Origin of the sequence: Halomonas sp. PGE1, from assembly GCF_013000985.1 — a bacterium.
In the GTDB taxonomy this organism is placed as follows: Bacteria; Pseudomonadota; Gammaproteobacteria; order Pseudomonadales; family Halomonadaceae; genus Halomonas; species Halomonas alkalicola.
In genome coordinates this window covers 1,329,504-1,350,504 of sequence record NZ_CP053032.1, presented here as the reverse complement: position 1 = coordinate 1,350,504, position 21,001 = coordinate 1,329,504, and the positions used below count along the sequence as shown (strand labels likewise).

Annotated in this window: 14 protein-coding genes; 8 read left to right on the top strand and 6 right to left on the bottom strand. The window is 69.9% G+C overall.

Annotation, left to right across the window (positions count from 1 at the left end; translation table 11 throughout):
- Positions 1-2: 2 nt before the first annotated feature.
- Both HIR79_RS06370 and HIR79_RS06365 read right to left on the bottom strand, forming a co-directional pair.
- On the bottom strand, positions 3-986 hold the full coding sequence (locus HIR79_RS06370; protein ID WP_169957688.1) for a DMT family transporter: 984 nt from the start codon (positions 984-986) through the stop codon (positions 3-5).
- A gap of 111 nt (positions 987-1,097) precedes the next feature.
- Positions 1,098-2,807 (bottom strand): DEAD/DEAH box helicase, encoded by a 1,710-nt coding sequence (locus HIR79_RS06365; protein ID WP_169957687.1) that lies wholly within the window; start codon positions 2,805-2,807, stop codon positions 1,098-1,100.
- Positions 2,808-3,250: 443 nt separating this feature from the next.
- Between HIR79_RS06365 and HIR79_RS06360 the strand changes: the two genes are divergently transcribed.
- On the top strand, positions 3,251-3,700 hold the full coding sequence (locus HIR79_RS06360; protein ID WP_169957686.1) for a YaiI/YqxD family protein: 450 nt from the start codon (positions 3,251-3,253) through the stop codon (positions 3,698-3,700).
- 269 nt (positions 3,701-3,969) lie between these two features.
- Here HIR79_RS06360 and HIR79_RS06355 read toward each other — a convergent pair whose 3' ends face one another.
- Together HIR79_RS06355 and HIR79_RS06350 are read right to left on the bottom strand one after the other, a co-directional pair.
- Positions 3,970-4,974, bottom strand: a complete 1,005-nt coding sequence (locus tag HIR79_RS06355) for a glutathione S-transferase family protein (protein WP_169957685.1) — start codon at positions 4,972-4,974, stop codon at positions 3,970-3,972.
- Between the two features lie 96 nt (positions 4,975-5,070).
- Positions 5,071-5,988, bottom strand: a complete 918-nt coding sequence (locus HIR79_RS06350) for a LysR family transcriptional regulator (RefSeq protein WP_169957684.1) — start codon at positions 5,986-5,988, stop codon at positions 5,071-5,073.
- Between the two features lie 117 nt (positions 5,989-6,105).
- On the opposite strand from HIR79_RS06350, the gene HIR79_RS06345 reads away from it, so the two are divergent.
- From HIR79_RS06345 to HIR79_RS06335, 3 genes are all read left to right on the top strand, one after another.
- Positions 6,106-6,969, top strand: a complete 864-nt coding sequence (locus HIR79_RS06345) for a pirin family protein (RefSeq protein WP_169957683.1) — start codon at positions 6,106-6,108, stop codon at positions 6,967-6,969.
- Positions 6,970-7,181: 212 nt separating this feature from the next.
- Entirely contained in the window at positions 7,182-8,888 is a 1,707-nt protein-coding gene (locus tag HIR79_RS06340) for a peptidoglycan DD-metalloendopeptidase family protein (protein ID WP_169957682.1), read from the top strand.
- Between the two features lie 142 nt (positions 8,889-9,030).
- Positions 9,031-10,884, top strand: a complete 1,854-nt coding sequence (locus HIR79_RS06335; RefSeq protein ID WP_169959497.1) for an ABC transporter ATP-binding protein — start codon at positions 9,031-9,033, stop codon at positions 10,882-10,884.
- Between the two features lie 16 nt (positions 10,885-10,900).
- Here HIR79_RS06335 and HIR79_RS06330 read toward each other — a convergent pair whose 3' ends face one another.
- A complete protein-coding gene (locus HIR79_RS06330; protein WP_249322271.1) occupies positions 10,901-12,517 on the bottom strand; it encodes a L,D-transpeptidase family protein in 1,617 nt (538 codons plus the stop codon).
- Between the two features lie 166 nt (positions 12,518-12,683).
- On the opposite strand from HIR79_RS06330, the gene HIR79_RS06325 reads away from it, so the two are divergent.
- The 3 genes from HIR79_RS06325 to HIR79_RS06315 all read left to right on the top strand — a co-directional run bounded on the left by HIR79_RS06325 (position 12,684) and on the right by HIR79_RS06315 (position 16,429).
- Positions 12,684-13,397 (top strand): murein L,D-transpeptidase catalytic domain family protein, encoded by a 714-nt coding sequence (locus HIR79_RS06325; RefSeq protein WP_249322270.1) that lies wholly within the window; start codon positions 12,684-12,686, stop codon positions 13,395-13,397.
- A gap of 293 nt (positions 13,398-13,690) precedes the next feature.
- Positions 13,691-15,043 carry an MFS transporter gene (locus HIR79_RS06320; RefSeq protein WP_169957680.1) on the top strand — a complete coding sequence of 451 codons (1,353 nt, stop codon included), beginning with the start codon at positions 13,691-13,693 and terminating at the stop codon, positions 15,041-15,043.
- 87 nt (positions 15,044-15,130) lie between these two features.
- Positions 15,131-16,429, top strand: coding sequence for a nitrate regulatory protein (locus HIR79_RS06315; protein ID WP_169957679.1), 1,299 nt, complete (start codon positions 15,131-15,133; stop codon positions 16,427-16,429).
- Between the two features lie 33 nt (positions 16,430-16,462).
- Here HIR79_RS06315 and HIR79_RS06310 read toward each other — a convergent pair whose 3' ends face one another.
- A complete protein-coding gene (locus HIR79_RS06310) occupies positions 16,463-19,159 on the bottom strand; it encodes a nitrate reductase (protein WP_169957678.1) in 2,697 nt (898 codons plus the stop codon).
- Positions 19,160-19,683: 524 nt separating this feature from the next.
- Here HIR79_RS06310 and HIR79_RS06305 point away from each other — a divergent pair.
- Positions 19,684-21,000, top strand: a complete 1,317-nt coding sequence (locus HIR79_RS06305) for an NAD(P)/FAD-dependent oxidoreductase (RefSeq protein ID WP_169957677.1) — start codon at positions 19,684-19,686, stop codon at positions 20,998-21,000.
- Position 21,001 lies beyond the last annotated feature (1 nt).

Below are 21,001 nucleotides of genomic sequence, written 5' to 3'. Positions count from 1 at the left end.
GCTCAGTGGCGCTCGCCCACCGGCGGAGCGGGCTCGCCGCGCTCGATGCTCGCCTCCGCCGCCTCATCGCGCAGGCGGCGGGCATCCAGGGCGCCCTCGGCGGCCTTGCGGCGCTGGCGGTAGAGATCGCGCAGGGAGCTCGCCAGCATGGCGGCGACGATCATGCCGCCGCCCACGAAGGCCAGTGCCGCCGGCACCTCGCCGACCCACCACCACACCAGAAGGGTGCCGGCCAGGGTCTCCACCAGCATCACCAGGCTGACCTCGGCGCCGGGCAGGTAGCGCGCGCCGGTCTGGATCAGGAAGTAGGCCAGCGGCAGGATCAGCCCCATCAGCGCCAGACGCTGCAGGTCCTCGGCGGCGGGCATCTGGGCGCCCCCCATCAGCGCGGCCGGCACCAGCATGGCCAGGCAGCCCAGCGGCAACACCACCGTGGTGTCGAGCCCCCGGGTGCCGCTGCCGCGCTGGGCGCTGGCCACCGTGGTGTTCACGGCGATGGCCACCGGAATGATCAGCGCCACGGCCAGGCCCAGCAGGCTGCCCTGCCCCACCTCGCCGGCAGCCATCAGGCTGGCCCCGACCACGCACACCCCGATCACCACCCAGGTCTGGCGGCGCAGCCGCTGGCCGAACAGCAGCATGCCGATCAGCCCCGCCGCCAGCGGCGCCAGGTTGAGCATCACCAGCACATTGCCGGCCGTGGTCAGCCGCGTGGCGCCGACGAAGGCCCAGGCGCTGGCGGCGAAGGCCAGCGGGCACCACAGCGCCGCCGGGCCGCAGGCGCGAATGGCCTGGGGCAGGCGCTCCCGATAGCGCAGCGTAGCGATCGTCAGCAGCACCAGGCCGAGCATCAGCCCGCGCCAGAACATGAAGGTGGCCACGTCCACGCTGGTGTCCTTGACCAGCAGCGCATCCGGCGACAGCAGCAGCACGCCGGTGACCGTGATCAGGTAGCCGCGCAGACGAAACGGCAGCCGCTTCCACATGACTCTTACTCCTTGCTGGCAGACGATTCAGGGCTCACAACGACAACAGGCCGGAGCTGAGCTCCGACCTGTCGGGGGGTGTGGTGCCGCCCGCTGGCGGCAACCGTTACCTCAGGCGCGTGACGGGCGACGAATCGGCGCGTCACCATCCTCGCAACGACGGCGCGGGGCGCGCTCGGGGGCGCCGCTGTCCTCGCTGATCTCCAGGGCGCGGCCGGCAACGCGGGCGCGGGCCATCTTGGCCAGGATGCTGGCCGGCAGCGAGCTCGGCAGCTCCACCACGGAGAAGGAGGTGCGGATATCGATGCGACCGATACGCGAGCCCTCGATGCCGCCCTCGTTGGCCAGCGCCCCGACCAGCTGGCCGGGCTTGACGCCGTCCTTGTGGCCCACGGAGACGCGGTAGCGGGTCATGCCCTCGCTCGGGCCGCGGCTCTCACGACGCGGCGGCTTGCCGTCGCGGGTGGGGCGATCGTTGCGGGCTTCCTTGCGCGGCGCCTGCATGCGGCCGATGGGGGCCTCGTCGGCACGGGCCAGGCGGGCGAAGGCGCAGGCCAGCTCGATGGGGTCGTAGCCCTCCTCGACCAGGCGGCCCACCAGGGCGCGCTGCTCCTCGGCACCGGCGGTCAGCGCGGCGATCACCTTCTGGTGGAAGACCTCGTCGCGATGGGCGCGGATGGCGGCCTCGTCGGGCACCTCCATCTCGGTCATCTTCTGGCCGGTGGCCTGCTCGATCCAGCCCGCCTTGCGGCCTTCGCGGAAGCCCACGAAGGTGATCGAGATGCCGGTACGCCCGGCACGGCCGGTGCGGCCGATGCGGTGGGTGTAGGCCTCGGAGTCCTGGGGCAGATCGTAGTTGAAGACGTGGGTGATGCGCGGCACGTCGAGGCCGCGGGCGGCCACGTCGGTGGCGATCAGCACGTCGACCTTGCCGCGCTTGAGGCGCTGGATGGTGCGCTCGCGCAGGCTCTGGTCCAGGTCACCGGAGAGGCTGGCCACGTTGACGCCGCGGGCGGAGAGCTGCTCCATCAGGGTGGTACAGGCGGCCCGGGTGCGCACGAAGACGATGGCGGCATCCACCGGCTCGACTTCCAGGATGCGCGACAGCGCCTCCAGCTTGGCACCGCCATCGACGCGCACCAGGCGCTGCTCGATGTTCTCGCCGGTGGTGGTGCGCGACTCGATGGCCACCTTCACCGGGTCCACCAGGTAACGGTTGACGATGCGCTCGATCTCGGTCGGCAGGGTCGCGGAGAAGAAGACCCGCTGGGCTTCCTTCGGGGTGTCGGCGACCACGCGCTTGACGTCGTCGATGAAGCCCATGCGCAGCATCTCGTCGGCCTCGTCCAGCACCAGGGCGGAGAGCCCGTCGAGCTTGAGGCTGCCGCGATCGAGGTGATCGATGATCCGGCCGGGGGTGCCGACCACGACCTGGGCGCCACGCTTCAGGGCACCCAGCTGCTCGCGATACTCCTGGCCGCCGCACAGGACCGCCACTTCCAGGCCCTGGAGGTTCTGGCCATAGCGGCTGAAGGAGACGGCCACCTGCTGGGCCAGCTCGCGGGTCGGCGCCATCACCAGCACCTGGGGCTCGCGGCGGGTCAGCTCGAGCCGGGAGAGCAGCGGCAGGGCGAAGGCAGCGGTCTTGCCGGTGCCGGTCTGGGCCTGGCCCAGCATGTCACGGCCTTCCAGCAGGGCCGGAATGGTCTGGATCTGGATCGGAGAGGGAGTCTCGTAGCCCAGGGTCTCGACGGCAGACAGAACGGCGGGCAGCAGAGCGAGGTCACCGAAGCTCGGCGAGGCGACAGAAGTCGGGGTCATCAATCACACCTTGGTAGGCCGGGGTTGCCGGCAAAAATTCATTGGCGTCCCTGACGCGAGCAATACGGTCAGGCGCGCAGCGCCCTTCAGGGGCAGCAGCACGGGACATCGGAGTCGGGGACGCCGGTCGCACCAGGCATCGGGCCCATGCCATCGAGGATGGCGATCAGGAACCCTGTGGCGACCATTTGCGCCGATCTCGCCAGGGTGGCGGGATCTCGGTGGCGCTCCATCTACACAATTCGAACGCTTGCGGCCAGCGAGTGTCACTGGGCCTGGCGTTGCGGCGCGCATCCTGTGCTCGGTCGAGGACCGGCGGCGATGGCGTCGTACATGATGGTGGGGTCAGCACATGCGAGGAAGGCCGCATGCTACCATCGCCACTCTGACCTGGCCAGCCTTTTCGCCGGGCACGCCACTCTTTCTGCTCCGGGAGACACGCCATGCCGACGCTGTGGGTCGACGCCGACGCCTGCCCCAAGGTGGCGCGCGAGATCATCGTGCGCGCCGCCGAACGTACCTCGACCGCCGCCTGGTTCGTGGCCAACCACGCGGTGCCGCTGCCGCGCTCGCAGTGGGTCAAGGCGTTGGCGGTGAGCCAGGGCTTCGACGCCGCCGATGACGAGATCGTCGAGCGCCTTCAGGCGGGGGATCTGCTGATCACCGCCGACCTGCCGCTGGCCCTGGCGGCCATCGAGCGCGGCGCGAAGGTGATGACCACTCGCGGCGAGGCCTTGAACGAGAACAATATCCGCGCTCGGGTGCAGATGAGGGACTTCATGGAAACCATGAGAGCCAGCGGCGAGCACACCGGCGGCCCCAAGGGCTACAGCGATGCGGATCGCCGCGAGTTCGCCAATGCCCTGGACCGATGGCTGGCGAAGAACGGATAAACCCATCATTTACCACCCAAGGCCCAGCTCTCACCAGTAAAGAATCACCATCGCGCAATACCTACTTGGGCGCTGTTTTTACTGGTGGGAGCCACGCTCCGCGGGGCGAAAGGCCGAGGCCACTGCATTGCCTGGTAACACCGCTGGGCGCCTGCGGCGCCATTCGCCGGGCAAAGCCCAGCTCCCACCAGCAAGGATCAATGCCAGCAGAGACCGAGGCCTCCGCTTGCTTTCAAAGCGATGGGGCATCGCTGGCTGGCGAAGAACCGTTAACCCTTCTCGCGGATGCCCTGGCCCGGCAGGCGCTCGCGGTCGTGGGGGCGGTCGAGCTCCAGCAGCGGGCCGTGGGGCACGATACGGGTGGGGTTGATGGTGTCGTGGCTGTAATAGTAGTGGCGCTTGATATGGTCGAAGTCGACCGTCTCCCGAATGCCCGGCCACTGGTAGAGCTCGCGCACGTAGTTCGAGAGGTTCGGGTAATCCTCGATGCGGCGCAGGTTGCACTTGAAGTGGCCGTGGTAGACGGCATCGAAGCGGATCAGAGTGGTGAAGAGGCGGACATCGGCCTCGGTGAACCACTCGCCGGCCAGGTAGCGGTGCTCGGCCAGGCGCGCCTCCATGCGGTCGAGCGCCCCGAATAACGCCACCACGTGCTTCTCGTAGACCTTCTGCTCGGTGGCGAAGCCCGACTTGTAGACGCCGTTGTTGATGTGGTCGTAGACGTCGGCGTTGACCGCATCGATGGTCGCGCGCAGCTCCTCGGGATAGAAGTCGAGGCGGTTGCCGGTCAGCTCATCGAAGGCGCCGTTGAACATGCGCAGCAGCTCCGAGGACTCGTTGTTGACGATGCGCCGCTGCTGCTTGTCCCACAGCGCCGGCACCGTCACGCGGCCGGTATAGCCCGCATCGGTCAGGGTATAGAGCTGGTGATGGAAGTCGACGCCGTTGACCGGATCGCCGCTGGCCCCTTCGGCCACGTTGTAGGTCCACCCCTCGTCGAGCATCAGCGGGCTGACGTGGGAGAGGCCGATCAGCTCCTCGAGGCCCTTGAGCTTGCGCAGGATCATGACGCGGTGCGCCCAGGGACAGGCCAGCGAGACATAGAGGTGATAGCGCCCCGCCTCGGCGGGCAGGCCCGGCTGGCCGTCAGGCCCCTTCTCGCCACTGGGGGTCACCCAGTCACGCAGCTTGGCGGATTCGCGCACGAACTCGCCGCCGTGCTTGTCGGTGTCATACCACTGGTCGTGCCACTTGCCGTTGATCAGAAGGCCCATGAAGCGTCTCCTCTGGGGGCGGCCCCTGGCCGCTGATGGATCGTGATGCCACCATCCTATTGCGAATTCATCGACTCTTCAGCGCATATTCTGGGCTCAATCATTCGGTAAAATTGAACCACTCTTGGCCAGGCAGCCGCTCGCCCCGTGGGCCAGCGCCTCGGCCAGGGCCCGGGTGGCGGGGCCGGCGCGGTCGCGGTCGCGGTGAATCAGCTGCACCGGGATCTCGCGCACGCCGCCGACGGAGAGCGGCAGCGGCTTCAGCCGCCCCGCCGCAAGGGCGCCCTGAATGCGCGTCTCCGGCAGCCAGGCGAAGCCCAGGCCTCGCTGCACCATGTCGATAGAGGTCTCCAGGTGGCTCACCGTCCAGCGCTGCTCGGCCTTGAGCCAGCCCGAATCCAGGGACTGGCGCTGCGCCGAGTCGCGCACCACCAGCTGGCGGTGCTGCACCAGGTCGCGCAGGTCCAGCGAGCGCTCCAGATGGTGCAGGGGGTGGTCGGGGTGGGCCACCGCCAGGAAGCGCACGGTGACCAGCGGCTCGCCCAGGAAGCCCTGGGCCGAGAGGCCGGAGATCACGAGATCCGCGCTGCCGTCGTAGAGCATCTCGATGCCGCCGTTGAGCACCGTTTCGTGCAGCTGGACCCGCACATAGGGGTAGGCCTCGGAGAAGTCATCCAGGGCGCGGGCCAGGGCATCAGAGGGGAACACCTGATCCACGGCCAGCACCACCTCGGCCTCCAGCCCCTCCGCCAGGCGCCCGGCCACGTCCTCCAGGGCCGCGGCGCTCTCGATCAGCTGGCGGGCGCGGCGCAGCAGCAGTTCGCCGGCCTCGGTGAGGCGCACCTGCCGGCCGACCGGCTCCAGCACCTGGACGCCGAGCAGTTCCTCGAGCTTGTGCACCGCGTGGTTGAGGGTGGAGGGGCTCTTGTGGATCGCCTCGGCGGCGCGGGCGAAGCCGCCGTGGTCGACGACCGCGGCCAGCATCTGCCACTGGGCCAGGGTGACGCGTGACATTTCGATATCCTCGAATGAACAAAGCGAAACAATGCGCTTAAGTTTCGAAAAAGTCGGCCTAGAATGCCAGATATCGCTTCGTAAAGAAGCCCTCACGACAGCCAGAGGCCCCCTATCATGACAGCTCCCCTCCTTCGCCAGGTCGATCGCCTCCAGCCCAGCCAGCCGAGCCAGCCGAGCCAGCCGAGCCAGGACGGTGACGGCGTCAAGATCAAGCGGATCCACGACTTCGGCGGCGGGCTGGACCCCTTCCTGATGATCGACGAACTGGGCTCGGATCGTCCCGACGACTATATCGGCGGCTTTCCGCCCCACCCCCACCGCGGCATCCAGACCCTCACCTACGTGATCCACGGCGGCCTGACCCACGAGGACCACATGGGTCACTCCAGCACCATTCGCGCCGGCGACGCCCAGTGGATGCACACCGGGCGCGGCATCGTCCACTCCGAGATGCCGCTCACCGACCACCATGGCCTGCACGCCTTCCAGCTGTGGTTGAACCTGGCCGCCAGCGAGAAGATGAGCCCGGCGGAGTACCGCGACGTGCGCGGTGAAGAGATGCCGCGACTGGCCGGCACCGAGGCCGAGCTGATCGCCCTGGGCGGCCGCTGGGCCAGAGATGACGGTGAGGCGGTGACGGGCCCCCTGAATGCCCTGGCCGGTAACGGCGGCGTGGCCCACCTGCGCCTGGCGGCGGGGGGTGAGCTGACCCTGCAGGCCGACGCCCCTACCCTGCTGGCCTACGTGTTCGAGGGCGAGCTTCAGGTGGGCGATACCCGGGTACCGGCTGGCCAACTGGCGCGGCTCTCCAAGGGCGACCGCCTGGCAGTGGCCAGCGCCACGGGCGGCCAGGCCCTGCTGCTGGCGGGCACCCCCCACCGGGAGCCTGTCGCCCACTACGGCCCCTTCGTGATGAACAGCCAGGCCGAGCTCCAGCAGGCGCTGCGCGACTATCGCGACGGCACCCTCACCGGCTGATTGGCATGGCTCCGGAGGCGCAGGGGTTGATTTTTCACTCTCCCCCGGGCCCAATGGATAGTTAGTAAACGCCGTTTCTGAACCGGCTGGCCGCGCTGCAATGCAGCGCGGTCTATCCCACTGTGCATACGTACAGCCTAGGCACACCATACGTCATGGGTTATGGTTCTCAGGCCTTTTTTCTCTTTTTCATTATTCACTGGCCTTTACCCATGCTGCGAATCCTCCATTCGCTGCCCCGCACGCACAAGCTGTTATTGTTGCCGGTCGCCACCATGGTCACCGTGCTGGGCGCACAGAAGATTGTCACCACCTACCAGGATGTCCAGCGCGAGCACCGTACGCTCGACACCGTGATCGTTCCCCTCGAGGTCGACGCCAGACCCGGCCTTCCCACCCTCAGCTTCGAACGCAGCCCCGTCGGCGACGCCATCGAGATGGCGAGCCAGGCGCTGGACGCCACCCGGCATCAACTGCCCCTGGCCAAGCTCGTCGACGGTGAGGCGCTCGACCTCGACCTGATCAACACCGCCAGCGCCTCCGCCGATGGCGGCCTGCCGCTGGCCCTCACTCGCCCGGCCCAAAGCGGCGCTTCCGACGCCTCCCAGGCACAGTCCAAGCTCGATCAGGGCGCGGTGCACATGGCAGTGGTAGTGGGCACCATCGGCAGCGGCATGCTCGACCACGATGGCGCCCTGATGGCCGACGCCACCTCCTATGAGCCGGTGTCGGACGAGGAGCTCGGGCTGTTCGACGATGGCCCCGTGATCCTCGAGAAGGAGATCGCCGCCACCGAACCCTTCGTGCCGGAGTGGCAGACCTATACCGTCAAGCAGGGCGATACCTTCGCGGTGATGGCCCAGAACCAGTTGGGGCTCGGCTACAGCAAGGTGCTGCGCCTGCTCGACGAGCTGCCCGACAAGAACGCCCTCACCCGCTGGCGCGCCGGCAACTCCTTCGAGTACCAGCTCGACGAAGAGGGCAAGCTGCTCGCCCTGCGCATGATGCGCAACGCCCGCACCGGCTTCATGGTGGAGCGCGATGATGCCGGCTTCGAGGTCGCCACCATCGAGCGCACCGGCGAGGCCTCCCAGCGCCTGTTCGCCGGCACCGTCAGCGGCAGCTTTGCCCGCTCGGCCCAGGCCACCGGCCTCTCCAGCGCAGAGATCAGCGAGCTGACCCGCGTGCTGGGCCAGCGCCTCGACTTCCGCCGCGACACCCGTCGCGGCGATCGTTTCCAGGTGCTGGTGGAGTCTGACGTCATCGACGGCTCGAGCTTCGACCCGCGGGTACTGGCGGTGCAGTACGAGGGCGAGCGCTTCGACATGACCCTGGTGCGCAACGGCGCCGACAGCAAGTTCTACACCCCGGACGGCGAGAGCCTCGACCCCGCCTTCAATCGCTATCCCTTCGAGGGCAGCTACCGCCTCAGCTCCGGCTTCAACCCGAATCGCCGCCACCCGGTCACCGGCCGCGTGAGCCCCCACCGCGGCACCGACTTCGCCATGCCCATCGGCACGCCGATCATCGCACCCGCGGACGGCCGCGTGGAGAAGGTCGCCAACCACCCGGTGGCGGGGCGCTATGTCGTCATCCGCCACGACAACGGCTACCAGACCCGCTACCTGCACCTCTCCCGCCCGCTGGTCAGCCGCGGCGACCGCGTGACCATGGGCGAGCGCATCGCGCTCTCCGGCAACACCGGCCGCAGCACCGGCCCGCACCTGCACTACGAGGTGCTGGTGAACAACACCCAGGTCAATGCGATGACCGTGGAGCTGCCGGAGAACAAGAGCCTCTCCGGGGAGCAGCTGGTGGCCTTCAAGCGCCAGGCCGAACCCCTGCTGGCCGCCCTGCAGAGCGGCGAGACCGGCGCGGTGGTGGCCAGCCGTCGCGACAGCGGCGACGACGAGGGCTGACCCCTCGCCTGATATGCCACAGCGCCCCGCTCCCCAGCGGGGCGCTGTGGTTAGTGCCTGACCCCGGGGCCGCGGCACGCGCCGGCTGAACCGCCCCTGCCGCCCTCTCCAGGTACGGAGACACCGCTTGTCCTCGCCCCATATGCGCCGCACCCAACCCGCCCCTCCCCCCGCGAACCGCCTGGCGGCCTTCTTCGGGGTCTTCCGCTACAGCCGCCGTGCGCTGGTGCTGGTCTGGCAGACCTCGCGGCCACTCACCGTGGGCCTGGCGCTGTGCACCCTGGTGGCCGGCGTGCTGCCCGCGGTGGCGGCCTGGATCGGCCAGCTGATCGTCGACTCGGTGGTGGAGGCCATGGCCTACCATCGCGAGTCCGGCGCGCCCCTCACCCTCGAGAGCGCCTGGCCGGTGCTGCGCTACGTGCTGGCCGAGGCCGGGGTGATCGCCGCCATCGCCATGGCCCAGCGCGGCCTCTCGGCCCAGCAGTCGCTGCTGCGCGCCCTGCTCGGCCAGAAGGTCAACGTGATGATCCTCGAGAAGGCCGGCACCCTGTCGCTCGCCCAGTTCGAGGACTCGGAGTTCTACGACAAGCTGACCCGGGCCCGCCGCGAGGCCTCGATCCGCCCGCTGGGGCTGGTCAACAAGACCTTCGGCCTCGCCCAGAACGGCATCTCGCTGATCAGCTTCGGGGTGCTGCTGGTGCAGTTCTCGCCCTGGGCGCTGCTGATCCTGGCCGTAGGGGCGCTTCCGGTGTTTCTCTCCGAGGCCAAGTTCTCAGGTGACGCCTTCCGGCTGTTCCGCTGGCGCTCGCCCCAGACCCGCATGCAGATGTACCTGGAGACGGTGCTGGCCCGGGAGGACAGCATCAAGGAGGTCAAGCTGTTCGGCCTGGAGCCACTGCTGCTCGACCGCTACCGCAGGATCTTCGACACCCTCTACGGCGAGGATCGTCGGCTGACGATTCGCCGCGAGAGCTGGGGCTTCGCCCTCGGGCTGCTGGGCACCCTGGCCTTCTACGGCGCCTACGCCTGGGTGGTGGTGGAGACGGTGAGCGGGCAGCTGACCCTGGGCGAGATGACCATGTACCTGATGGTCTTCAAGCAGGGCCAGGCGGCGCTCTCGGCGAGCCTTACCTCGGTGAGCGGCATGTACGAGGACAACCTCTACCTCTCCAACCTCTACGAGTACCTGGAGCAGCCGGTGGCGCCCCAGGCCGGCACCCTCACCGAAGGCGCCCACCCCGGCGACGGCATCCGCTTCGAGAACGTCGGCTTCACCTACCCCGGCGCCGACAGGCCCGCCCTCTCGGGGATCTCGCTGCACCTGCCCCCCGGCGCGAGCCTGGCCCTGGTGGCGGCCAACGGTTCCGGCAAGACCACCCTGATCAAGCTGCTCACCCGCCTCTACGAGCCCGGCGAGGGACGCATCCTGCTCGACGGCAGCGACCTTGCCGAGTGGGACATCCAGGCCCTGCGGCGGCGCATCGGGGTGATCTTCCAGGACTTCGTGCGCTACCAGCTCAAGGTGGGCGAGAACCTCGGCGCCGGCGACGTGGCAGCCTTCGAGGACGAGGCGCGCTGGCAGGAAGCGGCGCGGCGCGGCCTGGCCGACGACTTCATCGCCGGCATGCCGGGTGGCTACCACACCCAGCTGGGGCGCTGGTTCAAGGGGGGCCAGGAGCTCTCCGGCGGCCAGTGGCAGAAGATCGCCCTCTCCCGAGCCTACATGCGCGAGAGCGCCGATATCCTGGTGCTCGACGAACCCACCGCGGCCATGGACGCCGCCGCCGAGGCGGCGGTGTTCGCCGACTTCCGCGAGCACAGCCACGACAAGATGACCATCCTGATCTCCCACCGCTTCTCCACGGTGCGCGCCGCCGACCGGATCCTCGTCATCGACGGCGGCGAGATCCTCGAGCAGGGCGACCACGCGAGCCTGATGGCCGCCAACGGCCGCTACGCCAGGCTGTTCCGGCTGCAGGCCAAGGGCTACGAGTGACTCGCGTCGCCGCCCGCTAGATCGCCAGCGGGCGGTTGAGGGCCCGCAGCAGGGCGTCATCGCGCTCGTAGATGTCCGGGCGGAACACCAGCTGGCCCTCCTCGCCCGGGTGCACCGTCCAGTAGTGCAGGATCACCGGCATGCGCCGGGCCAGCGAGACGTTGCGGGTCTGGCCCGCCTCGATCAGGGCGCCAATGTCCTGGCCCGAGCCGGTGTCGTCGAACAGCAGCTGGGCGAACTCCAGCACCCCCTGCACGCGGATGCAGCCGGAGCTGAAGGCGCGCTGCTCGCGGGCGAAGAGCCCCTGGGCCGGGGTGTCGTGGAGGTAGACCAGGTGGTCATTGGGGAAGCGGATCGCCACCTGGCCCAGGGCGTTCTGGGGCCCCGGCGCCTGGCGCAGCATGATATTGCCGGGGTTGTTCCAGTCCACCTGCCAGGGGTCCAGCGGCGCACCTGAGGGGCTCAGCACCTGCAGCCGCTCGCGCCAGAGGTAGCCGAGGTCGCGGCGCACCTGGGGCAGCACGTCCTCGCGCAGGATGGTGGGCGGGATCGTCCAGGTGGGATTGACCGTCATGTGGGTGATCTCGGAGCGCAGCGACGGCGTGCGCCGGTAGGGGCGCCCCACCACGATGCGGGTGCGCCAGAGCTCCCCGTTGGGCCGGAAATAGCTGAGCTGGTAGCCGGCGATGTCCACCAGCACGAAGGCCTCGGGCAGCCCGTGCAGCAGCCAGCGGGCGCGCTCCAGGTTGAGGCGGATCTGGTCGATGCGCACCGCCACCGGCACGTTCAGCGCCGCCCGGGTCTGGGGGCCGACGATGCCATCCGCCTCCAGCAGGTGGCGCCGCTGGAAGCGCCTGACCGCCGCCTCCAGGGCGGCATCGAAGCGCCGCGGGTCGGAGGTGTCGAGCTCGGCCCCCGGGAAGGCGCCCGGGTCGGCGGCCATCACCTCGAGCTCCCCCTCCATGGCCAGGCGGCTGCGCAGCAGCGCCACGACGTCATCCACATCGCCCCGCCGCAGCACCCGCGGCTCTCCGGGAAGCGGCGCCCACCCCCCGACCCGTTCGATGTTGCGATAGCGGGCCAGGCCGCTGCGCAGGCGCTCGTAGGGGGCATAGGCGGGGCGCGCCTCGCCGAAGGCCTGTTCGAAGCGCTGGCCGTCCACGGCGCGGGAGATCGCCTCGAAGTCGAGTCGCGCCGGCTCCACGGGGATCTCCCACTGGGGGTCCACCGTGCGCGGATCCAGGCGGCCGCGCTGAAGGTGGCGCAGGGCGGTCAGCAGCAGCGTCGAGGTCGCCAGCTCGAAGCGCGCCTGCTCGGCCGGGCCGGCATTGGCCTCCTGGAGGCGGCGATGCTCGGCCACCAGGCGGTCGGCCCGGTAGTCCCGCGGGTCCAGCCCGTCGCTCTCCAGGGTCTCCAGGGCCTCGGCAAAAGCGGCCACCTGCTGGCGCTCCCCCCAGGCGGGGCGAGACTCCCGAGCCGCATAGAAACGACGCAGCCCCTCCGGGGCGTCGACCACCTGCCGGGCGATCTCGGCCTCCAGGGGGTCCTGCCGGACCGCCTCGGGCTCCTCGGCAAAGGCCGGCGGGAGGAGCATCACCGCCACTACCGCGAGGATGGTGACAAATCGCCGCATGTTCGACTCCTTTTATCGTTTAATTCTGAATTGGCTTTCCCTGCTTCACTCTTCATAATAGCCGCCCAGGCGGGGCCACAGGGAAGCTGGTCCCTCGAACAGCTGCGATCGAGTCGGTCATCGTACCGGCCCGGCCATCTCCAAGTTGATGAGGGTCATGTTTCCCATGCCACGATTTACACTCTCCCTGCTCGCCGGCGCCGCCCTGCTGGCCGGCACCCAAGCCCAGGCCGATACCTTCCTGGCCCAGGCACTGCACCCCGAGGTCCTCCAGGGGCAGAGCCTGGAGCAACGCCTAACCCGCCTGGCCCCCGGCGCCGACCCCAAGGTGCTGTCGCTGGCCGCCAATGCCCTCTCCTGCGCCGACCCTGACGCCGAACGCCTAGCGGTGATCGACTACTCGCTGCCCTCCACCGAGCCGCGCCTGTGGGTCTTCGACCTGCCCCGTAACGAGCTGATGTTCGAGGAGCTGGTCTCCCACGGCCGCGGCTCCGGTGACGCCATGGCCACCACCTTCTCCAACGTGCCCGAGAGCTACCAGTCGAGCCTGGGGCTCTTTCGCACCATGAACACCTACTACGGGCGCAACGGCTATTCGCTGCGCCTGGAGGGGCTGGAGGCCGGCGTCAACGACCTGGCCTACCAGCGCGCCATCGTCATCCATGGCGCCGACTACGTCAGCGAGTCCTTCATCGAGCAGACCGGCCGCCTGGGCCGCAGCCACGGCTGTCCGGCGGTGCGCCAGGAGGTCACCTACCCGCTGATCGACAGCATCAAGGAGGAGCAGTACCTGTTCGTCTACTACCCGGACCCGGAGTGGCTCGAGGGCTCCGCCTTCCTGGCCTGCGACCGTGACGACCGCCAGCTGGCCATGCGCTGACTCCGGCGTGCCGCCGCAGGCACCAGGATCGGGCACGTCCGTGCCGCACTGCACCATCAGAAAGCCCCAGCCCCGCAGAACCGAGGGCCGCCCGACGAGGGCGGCCCTCGGCTTTTCTATCAAGCCAATGAAATCCAGATAAAAAATCCAGAAGTGGCAGATCACTTGCTTAATACGGATCAAGACCTGTTGGGCGTGGACCAGGCTCCGTGGAGCACGAGTGCGTCGAACCTGACCTTCAACGTCGAAGGGCTCGTTTGCTAACGCGACTGACTGATCCGCGAGGTAACGCCATGAACATTCTCAACAAGGCCAACAGGATTCGCCTGCTGGACTTCACCACTCCCCAGATGCGGGCCTTCCATTTCTCCTGGTTCGCCTTCCATATCTGCTTCTTCGGCTGGTTCGGCATCGCCCCGCTGATGGCGGTGGTCCGCGAGGACCTCAGCCTGACCCAGACCCAGATTGGCAACACCATCATCGCCTCGGTGCTGATCACCGTGATCGTGCGCCTCGCGATCGGCGTGCTCTGCGACCGTATCGGGCCGCGCAAGACCTACTCGGGCCTGCTGCTGCTGGGCTCGATCCCGGTGATGGGCATCGGCTTCGCCAACAGCTTCGAGACCTTCCTGCTGGCGCGCCTGGCCATCGGTGCCATCGGCGCGGCCTTCGTGATCACCCAGTACCACACCACCATGATGTTCGCCCCCAACGTGGTGGGCACCGCCAACGCCACCAGCGCCGGCTGGGGCAACCTGGGCGGCGGCACCACCCAGATCCTGATGCCGCTGATCTTCTCCGGGCTGCTGATGCTCGGCGTCAGCGAGACCCTGGGCTGGCGCCTGGCCATGGTGGTGCCGGGCGTGGTGATGTTCGCCACCGGCATCGGCTACTGGCTGTTCACCCAGGACGCCCCCAACGGCAACTTCGCCGAGCTGCGCGCACGCGGCGAGCTGCCCGAGGCCACGGGCGAACACGGTGCCGGCAGCAGCTTCATGGCCGCCGCCAAGGACATCCGCGTCTGGGCGCTGTTCGTGGTCTATGCGATCTGCTTCGGCGTCGAGCTGACCATCAACAACATCGCCGCCATCTACTTCTTCGACCACTTCGACCTGACCCTGGCCATGGCCGGGATGCTCGCCGGCCTGTTCGGGCTGATGAACGTCTTCGCCCGCACCCTGGGCGGTATCTTCTCCGACCTGTTCGCCAGGAATGGTGGCCTCAAGGGCCGCGTGCGCTGGCTGTTCATCGCCCTGATCTGCGAGGGCATCGCCCTGGTCGCCTTCTCCCAGATGCACGTGCTCTCCTACGCCATCGGTATCATGCTGGTGTTCAGCCTGTTCGTGCAGATGGCGGAAGGGGCCACCTATGGCGTGGTGCCCTTCATCAACAAGAAGGCGCTGGGCGCGGTGGCCGGCATCGTCGGCGCCGGCGGCAACGTGGGGGCGGTGGCCGCCGCCTTCCTGTTCCGCTCCGAGGCGATCACCTACCAGCAGGGGCTCTTCTACCTGGGCCTGACCGTACTGGTGTTGGCCTCCTGCGCGCTGCTGGTACGCTTCTCGGACGAGACCGAGGACGAGGAGGCCAAGGCGTACCGGGATGCGCTGGGCGAGGACGCCGGTGCCGGCGCCCTCTCGCTGCGCTGAGCCTGGCGGCCGACGTGGCCGCCTCGCCCCCATCACCGACCGCCGCCCGCCCGGGGCGGCGGTCGTCCTGGCAAGGGAGGTTATCCCATGACATCGGCATCACGCCTGCGACAGGCCGCCAGGCGCTGCGAGCTCGGCGCCCTCGAGCAGCTCTCCGCGGCCTGCGGCATCGTCATCGACACCGGTCGCTTGATCCACGCGCTGCAGAAGGAGCGCGGCTGCAGCGCCATCTACCTGGCCTCGGAGGGGCGGCGCTTCGCTGCCGACCGCAGCGAGCGGATCGCCGACAGCCAGTCGGCCGAGCTGGCCGTCCGGCGGCGTCTCACGGAGCTTGCCGAGCTCCCGGAGCAGACGGCCCAGGGGGCCCGGCTGCTGCGCCGCGGCGCGGAGGTGTGGCAGACCCTGGACGCCCTGGAGACGGTGCGTGGCGCCGTGGCCACCCGCCGGATGACACCGGACGACGCCACGCGCGACTACAACGGCCTGATCGGCGGCCTGCTGGGCCTGGTGTTCGAGGCCGCCGATGGCGGCGGTGACACCCGCATCACCCTGGCCCTGGTGGCCCTCTTTCACCTGCTGAAGGGCAAGGAGCTGGCCGGACAGGAGCGCGCCTGCGGCGCCCACGGCTTCACCGCCGGCGGCTTCGACGCCGCCCATCGCCGGCTGCTGGGGCGGCTGCTCGAGGCCCAGACGCGCTGCTTCGCGACCTTCCTGGAGTTCGCCAGCCCCGAGGCCCGAACCTGCTGGGAGGCCGCCCTGCCGGAGAGCGACCTGGCACCGATCCAGCGCCTGCGCGAGATCGCCGGGGCAGCGCCGGTGGATGCCGCCGCGGCCGGCGTGAGCGACCCCGCGCAGCTGGGGGAGCTCTGGTTCGCCCTGACCACCCGACGCATCGATGCCATGCACCGGGTCGAGGCCTTCCTGGGCGAGGAGCTGGCTTCACTATGTGCCGAGCGCCTGGCCGCCGCGCGCCAGGCGCTGGCCGCGCCGCCGTGTGACACCGGCCCCTCGGCGCTCGACCCGCTGCTGGGCGATACCGTCGCGGCCACGCCCGGCGGCATCGACGGGCAGGCGACGGCCGAGGCCCTCGCCTCGCCCCTCAATCGCTCGCTGCTCGAGCTCGTGCGCAGCCAGACCGACCGGCTGCAGGGGCTCGGCAACGAACTGGCGAACACCCGCAAGGCGCTGCGCGAGCGCAAGCTGGTCGAACGCGCCAAGGGGGTCATCATGGCCAACCAGGCCATGAGTGAGGAACAGGCCTACCGCTACATGCGCAAGACGGCCATGGACCAGAGCCGCAGCATGGCCGACCTCTCCCGCGCCATCCTCGACCTCGCCGACCTGCTGCCGAGCCAACAGCCGGCCCGGCACGGGCCGGACGACTAACCAGACCCTCGCCGCTTCCGGGCGGCAGACCTCTCAGGCGGCGGAGCTCTCCTCGATCAGGGCCTTGAGCTCGGGAACGCAGCTGCCGCACTGGGTGCCGCAGGCCAGCCGCGCCCCCAGCGCCTCGATGCTGGCATCCCCGTCGCGGATGGCGGTCACGATGGTGCTCCTTCCCACCTGGTGGCAGCTGCAGACCACCGGGCCGCTGTCGGCGGCACCGGCGTCACCGCCGGCCAGCAGCCGACGACGACGCGCGCCGTCCAGGGCCTCGCCCCGGGCGGCCTCGGCGAAGCGCTCATCGAGCCAGGCCAGGCCCGGCAGTTCGCCGGGCGGCCCCACCATCAGCCACCAGCGCAGGCGCCCCGCTTCGATGCCGGCGGCACGCAGGCGCCCACCGGATGGGTCCTCGAGCCACAGGGTCGCCGCCGGCAAATGGCGCGTTACCCAGGCAAGCCAGTCGCGGTCGGCGCTCTCGGGGGCGCCGGCCAGCTGCCAGCGCTGGCAGTGGGCCAGGGGAATGCGGGCCCAGTAGGCGGCCTCTTCGCGCCAGTCGGCCTCACCGGCCAGATCCGGCGCCACCAGCAGGGTGGCCTCCCAGGCGATCGCCAGCGGGGCCAGCGCCACGGCGCCCTGCTTGGCCTCGGGCTGGCCGGAGAGCGGATCGAGGTGGGCGGCGAGCAGACGGCCGGCCAGGGCCGCACCGCTGAAGCGGTCGTTCCAGTGCATCGGCACGAACACCTCGCCGCGCCGCTGGCCCTTGGCGAGCCGCACTCGTCCGACATAGTCGCCGCCGGCGCCACGCAGTCGCGCCAGCTGCTGGTCGGACACCCCCCAGGCTGCGGCATCGGCCGGGGCCACCTCGATAAAGGGCTCGGGGCGGTGGTTCATCAGCCGCGGCGAGCGGGCGGTGCGGGTCATGGTGTGCCACTGGTCGCGGATGCGCCCGGTGTTGAGGCGCAGCGGTCGCGCCGCGCAGAGCGCCTGCTCGGGCCCGCGGGGGCGCACCGGCACCAGGCGGGCCAGGCCGTCGGGGGTGGCGAAGCGGCCCTCCTCGAACAGCCGCGCGGTGCCGCGGGGCGCGGCGGCCGTGACCGGCCACTGGATGGGTGCGAGGGCGTCGTAGGCGGCGCGGTCGAGCCCGGCCAGCCCGGAGATATCGAACAGCCGCTCGCCCGGAGTGCCGGGAAGGTTCTCGAAGCCGGAGAGCCGGGCGTGCTCGTCGAAGATCTCCGCCGGGTGCGCGTAGGCGAAGGCCTCACCGTAGCCCAGCCGGCGGGCCACCTCGCAGATGATCCACCAGTCGTGGCGCGCCTCCCCCGGCGGCGGCAGCAGGCCGCGCTGGCGGGAGATGCGCCGCTCGGAGTTGGTCACGGTGCCGTCCTTCTCCGACCAGGAGGATGCCGGCAGCACGATGTCGGCGTACGCCAGCAGGTCGGTGTCGGCGACGCACTCGGAGACGATCACCAGCGGGCACTGCTCGAGCGCTGCCCGTACCCGGTCGGCACGGGGCAGGCTCACCGCCGGGTTAGTGGCCATGATCCACAGGGCGTGAATCTCGCCGCGCTCGATCGCCTCGAACAGGTCTACCGCCTTGTGGCCGGGGGCCTCGGGGAGGCTCGGCGTGAGCGAGGGCGTCGACCAGAAGCGGGTGACCCGATCGATGGCGCCGGGGCTGTCGTAGTCCATATGGGCGGCCAGCTGGTTGGCCAGGCCCCCCACCTCGCGGCCGCCCATGGCGTTGGGCTGGCCGGTGATCGAGAAGGGGCCGGCCCCGGGCAGGCCCAGCTTGCCGCCGGCCATGTGGCAGTTGATGATCGCATTGCCCTTGTCGGTGCCGCTGCTGGACTGGTTGATCCCCTGGGAGAAGAGGGTCACCACGTGGAGCTGGCTGGCGAACCAGTAGTAGAAGGTCTCCAGGCGCTCCGGGTCCAGGTCGCAGTCGGCGGCCACGGCCGCCAGCGAAACGTCATCCTCCCGGGCCGCCGCCAGGGCCGCGTCCAGCCCCCGGGTATGGCGCGCCAGATAGAGGGCATCGAGCCTGCCCCGGTCGGCCATCCAGGCCAGCAGGCCGTTGAACAGCCGGGCATCGCTGCCGGGGCGAAGACCCAGGTAGAGATCGGCGATCTCGCAGCTGTCGGTGACCCGGGGGTCGATCACCACCACTCGCATCAGCGGGTTGCGGGTCTTGGCCACCTTGAGGCGCTGGTAGAGCACCGGGTGGTTCCAGGCCAGGTTGGACCCCACCAGCACCACCAGCTCGGCCTCCTCCAGGTCCTCGTAGCTGCAGGGCACCGCATCGGCGCCGAAGGCGCGCCGGTGGGCGGCCACCGCCGAGGCCATGCAGAGCCGCGAGTTGGTATCCAGGTGCGGGGTGCCAATGAAGCCCTTGAAGAGCTTGTTGGCGACATAGTAATCCTCGGTGAGCAGCTGGCCCGAGAGATAGGCGGCCACCGCCTCCTTGCCATGCTCGCGTCGGGTGGCCGCCAGCCGCTCGGCCACGGCATCCAGGGCCGTGGCCCACGCCACCTCGCGGCCGTCCACCCGCGGCCGCATCAGCCGGCCCTGCTCGCCCAGGGTCTCGTGCAGCGCCGAGCCCTTGACGCAGAGGCGTCCGTAGTTGGCCGGATGGTCGGCATCGCCGGCCACCGCGGTCAGCTGCCCGTCCGCCAGGGTCGCCCGGACCCCACAGCCGACGCCGCAGTAGGGACAGGTGGTGCTGATGTGCCGCATGGCAGTCTCCTGCTGTTGTCGTTTCCAGGGCCTATGAACGCAGACGCCCGCCGCGTCCCGGTCTGGCCAGGAAGCGGCGGGCGTCGTTGCCCCGAGAGGCGCCGACATGGCGCCTTATGGATACCCAGGGCGATGCAAGCGGGGTGCCAACCCGCCCTACCCCGTGCCTGACGCCTGGCTTTTCGCGCCGTGCCCGCCACGGGGTGCCACCTCGCGCCGGGTCGACGCCGCCGAAACCTGCCTCATCGCGGTGCACACCCCCCTTTTGCTGCACCAGCGAGGCGCTCCCCCGGCACCCGCCCTCTCCCGCCACGCCGCCGCCAGGCCTCGGCAACCCATTGATTAAACGAAATGTATGGCGCGACAACCGCCTGCTGGCGAGATTCTTGATGGGTCTGCTCAGACGGCGATCAACGGCGATCGCCCGTCAACGAACATCAGGCAAGGGCGCCTCGCACCCGTCTCTCCACGAGACGGGGTCGAGGCGCCCTTTTGCGTTCACCCACAGGCAGAGGAGGAGCTCCATGCCTCCGCACAGCACCCAGGCACCCCAGGACCCGCTGGTCATCGTCGGCAACGGCATGGCCAGCCACCGGCTGCTGGAAGCGTTACTCAGGCAGCCGGCCAGGCCTGCCCGCATCACGGTGATCGGCGAGGAGCCCACTCCCGCCTACAACCGCATCCTGCTCTCACCGCTGCTGGCCGGCGAACTGGAGCGCGACACCCTGACCCTGCGCTCGGCCGAGTGGTATGCCGAGCAGGGCATCGAGCTGATCCTCGGCGAGCGCGTCACCGAGATCGATCGTCAGGCGCAACGCCTGACCACCGATGCCGGACGCCACCTGGCCTATGGCCGCCTGGTGCTGGCCACCGGCTCGCGCCCGGCGCTGCCGCCGCTGCCCGGCATCCGGCTCGCGGGCGTCCATGCCTTCCGCGACCTGAACGATGCCGCCACCCTTTCCGACTGCGCCAGCCGCGGCGGCAGCGCCGTGGTGATCGGTGGCGGCCTGCTGGGCCTGGAGGCCGCCGAGGGGCTGCGCAAGCGCGGCATGGCGGTCACCCTGCTGCAGCGGGCGGAGCACCTGATGAACCGCCAGCTCGATGCCACCGCTGCGGGCCTGCTCGAGCAGGAGCTCGTCGGCCGCGGGCTCGAGGTCATCACCGGCGCCCGGCTGGCCGCCCTCGAGGACGATGGCCAGGGCCGTGTCGCCGCCGTCTGCCTCGAGGGGGGGCGCCGCCTGCCCACCGACTGCGTGGTGGTGGCCATCGGCATCGCGCCCAACGTCGAGCCGGGGCGAGCCGCCGGCCTGGCGGTGGACCGCGCCATCCGGGTGGATGGGTACCTGACCACCTCCGACCCGGCGATCTTCGCCCTCGGCGAATGCTGCCAGTTCGAACAGCACACCTATGGCCTGGTGGAGCCGATCTGGCGCCAGGCCGAGGTGCTCGCCGCCCATCTCGCCGGTGAAGCGGTCGGCGGCTACGCGGAGCGCCCCAGCGCCACCCGGCTCAAGGTCAGCGGCGTTTCCCTCTATGCCTTCGGCCCCACCGAGCCGAGCGAGGAGCACGAGGTGCTCGCCTACCACGACCCCGATCAGGGCGACTACCGCCGGCTCCTGCTGCGCGAGGGCCGCCTGGAGGGAGCGGTGCTCTATGGCGATACCGCCCCGGGTCCCTGGTACTTCGCCCAGGCCCTGGCCGGACGCGATCTCACCCCCTGCCGACCCGCCCTGCTGCTGGGCGCGGCCGACGCCGACGCCCTGCTCGACGCCTCACTCGACGCCTCACCCAAGCCCGAGGATTCCCCCACTCAGACCCGCCCCGAGAAGGAGGCCGCCTGAC

Excerpts from the sequence above, each read along its gene's own strand:
- HIR79_RS06370 (WP_169957688.1), bottom strand. The coding sequence starts at position 986 with ATGTGGAAGCGGCTGCCGTTTCGTCTGCGCGGCTACCTGATCACGGTC.
- HIR79_RS06365 (WP_169957687.1), bottom strand. The coding sequence starts at position 2,807 with ATGACCCCGACTTCTGTCGCCTCGCCGAGCTTCGGTGACCTCGCTCTG.
- HIR79_RS06360 (WP_169957686.1), top strand. The coding sequence starts at position 3,251 with ATGCCGACGCTGTGGGTCGACGCCGACGCCTGCCCCAAGGTGGCGCGC.
- HIR79_RS06355 (WP_169957685.1), bottom strand. The coding sequence starts at position 4,974 with ATGGGCCTTCTGATCAACGGCAAGTGGCACGACCAGTGGTATGACACC.
- HIR79_RS06350 (WP_169957684.1), bottom strand. The coding sequence starts at position 5,988 with ATGTCACGCGTCACCCTGGCCCAGTGGCAGATGCTGGCCGCGGTCGTC.
- HIR79_RS06345 (WP_169957683.1), top strand. The coding sequence starts at position 6,106 with ATGACAGCTCCCCTCCTTCGCCAGGTCGATCGCCTCCAGCCCAGCCAG.
- HIR79_RS06340 (WP_169957682.1), top strand. The coding sequence starts at position 7,182 with ATGCTGCGAATCCTCCATTCGCTGCCCCGCACGCACAAGCTGTTATTG.
- HIR79_RS06335 (WP_169959497.1), top strand. The coding sequence starts at position 9,031 with ATGCGCCGCACCCAACCCGCCCCTCCCCCCGCGAACCGCCTGGCGGCC.
- HIR79_RS06330 (WP_249322271.1), bottom strand. The coding sequence starts at position 12,517 with ATGCGGCGATTTGTCACCATCCTCGCGGTAGTGGCGGTGATGCTCCTC.
- HIR79_RS06325 (WP_249322270.1), top strand. The coding sequence starts at position 12,684 with ATGCCACGATTTACACTCTCCCTGCTCGCCGGCGCCGCCCTGCTGGCC.
- HIR79_RS06320 (WP_169957680.1), top strand. The coding sequence starts at position 13,691 with ATGAACATTCTCAACAAGGCCAACAGGATTCGCCTGCTGGACTTCACC.
- HIR79_RS06315 (WP_169957679.1), top strand. The coding sequence starts at position 15,131 with ATGACATCGGCATCACGCCTGCGACAGGCCGCCAGGCGCTGCGAGCTC.
- HIR79_RS06310 (WP_169957678.1), bottom strand. The coding sequence starts at position 19,159 with ATGCGGCACATCAGCACCACCTGTCCCTACTGCGGCGTCGGCTGTGGG.
- HIR79_RS06305 (WP_169957677.1), top strand. The coding sequence starts at position 19,684 with ATGCCTCCGCACAGCACCCAGGCACCCCAGGACCCGCTGGTCATCGTC.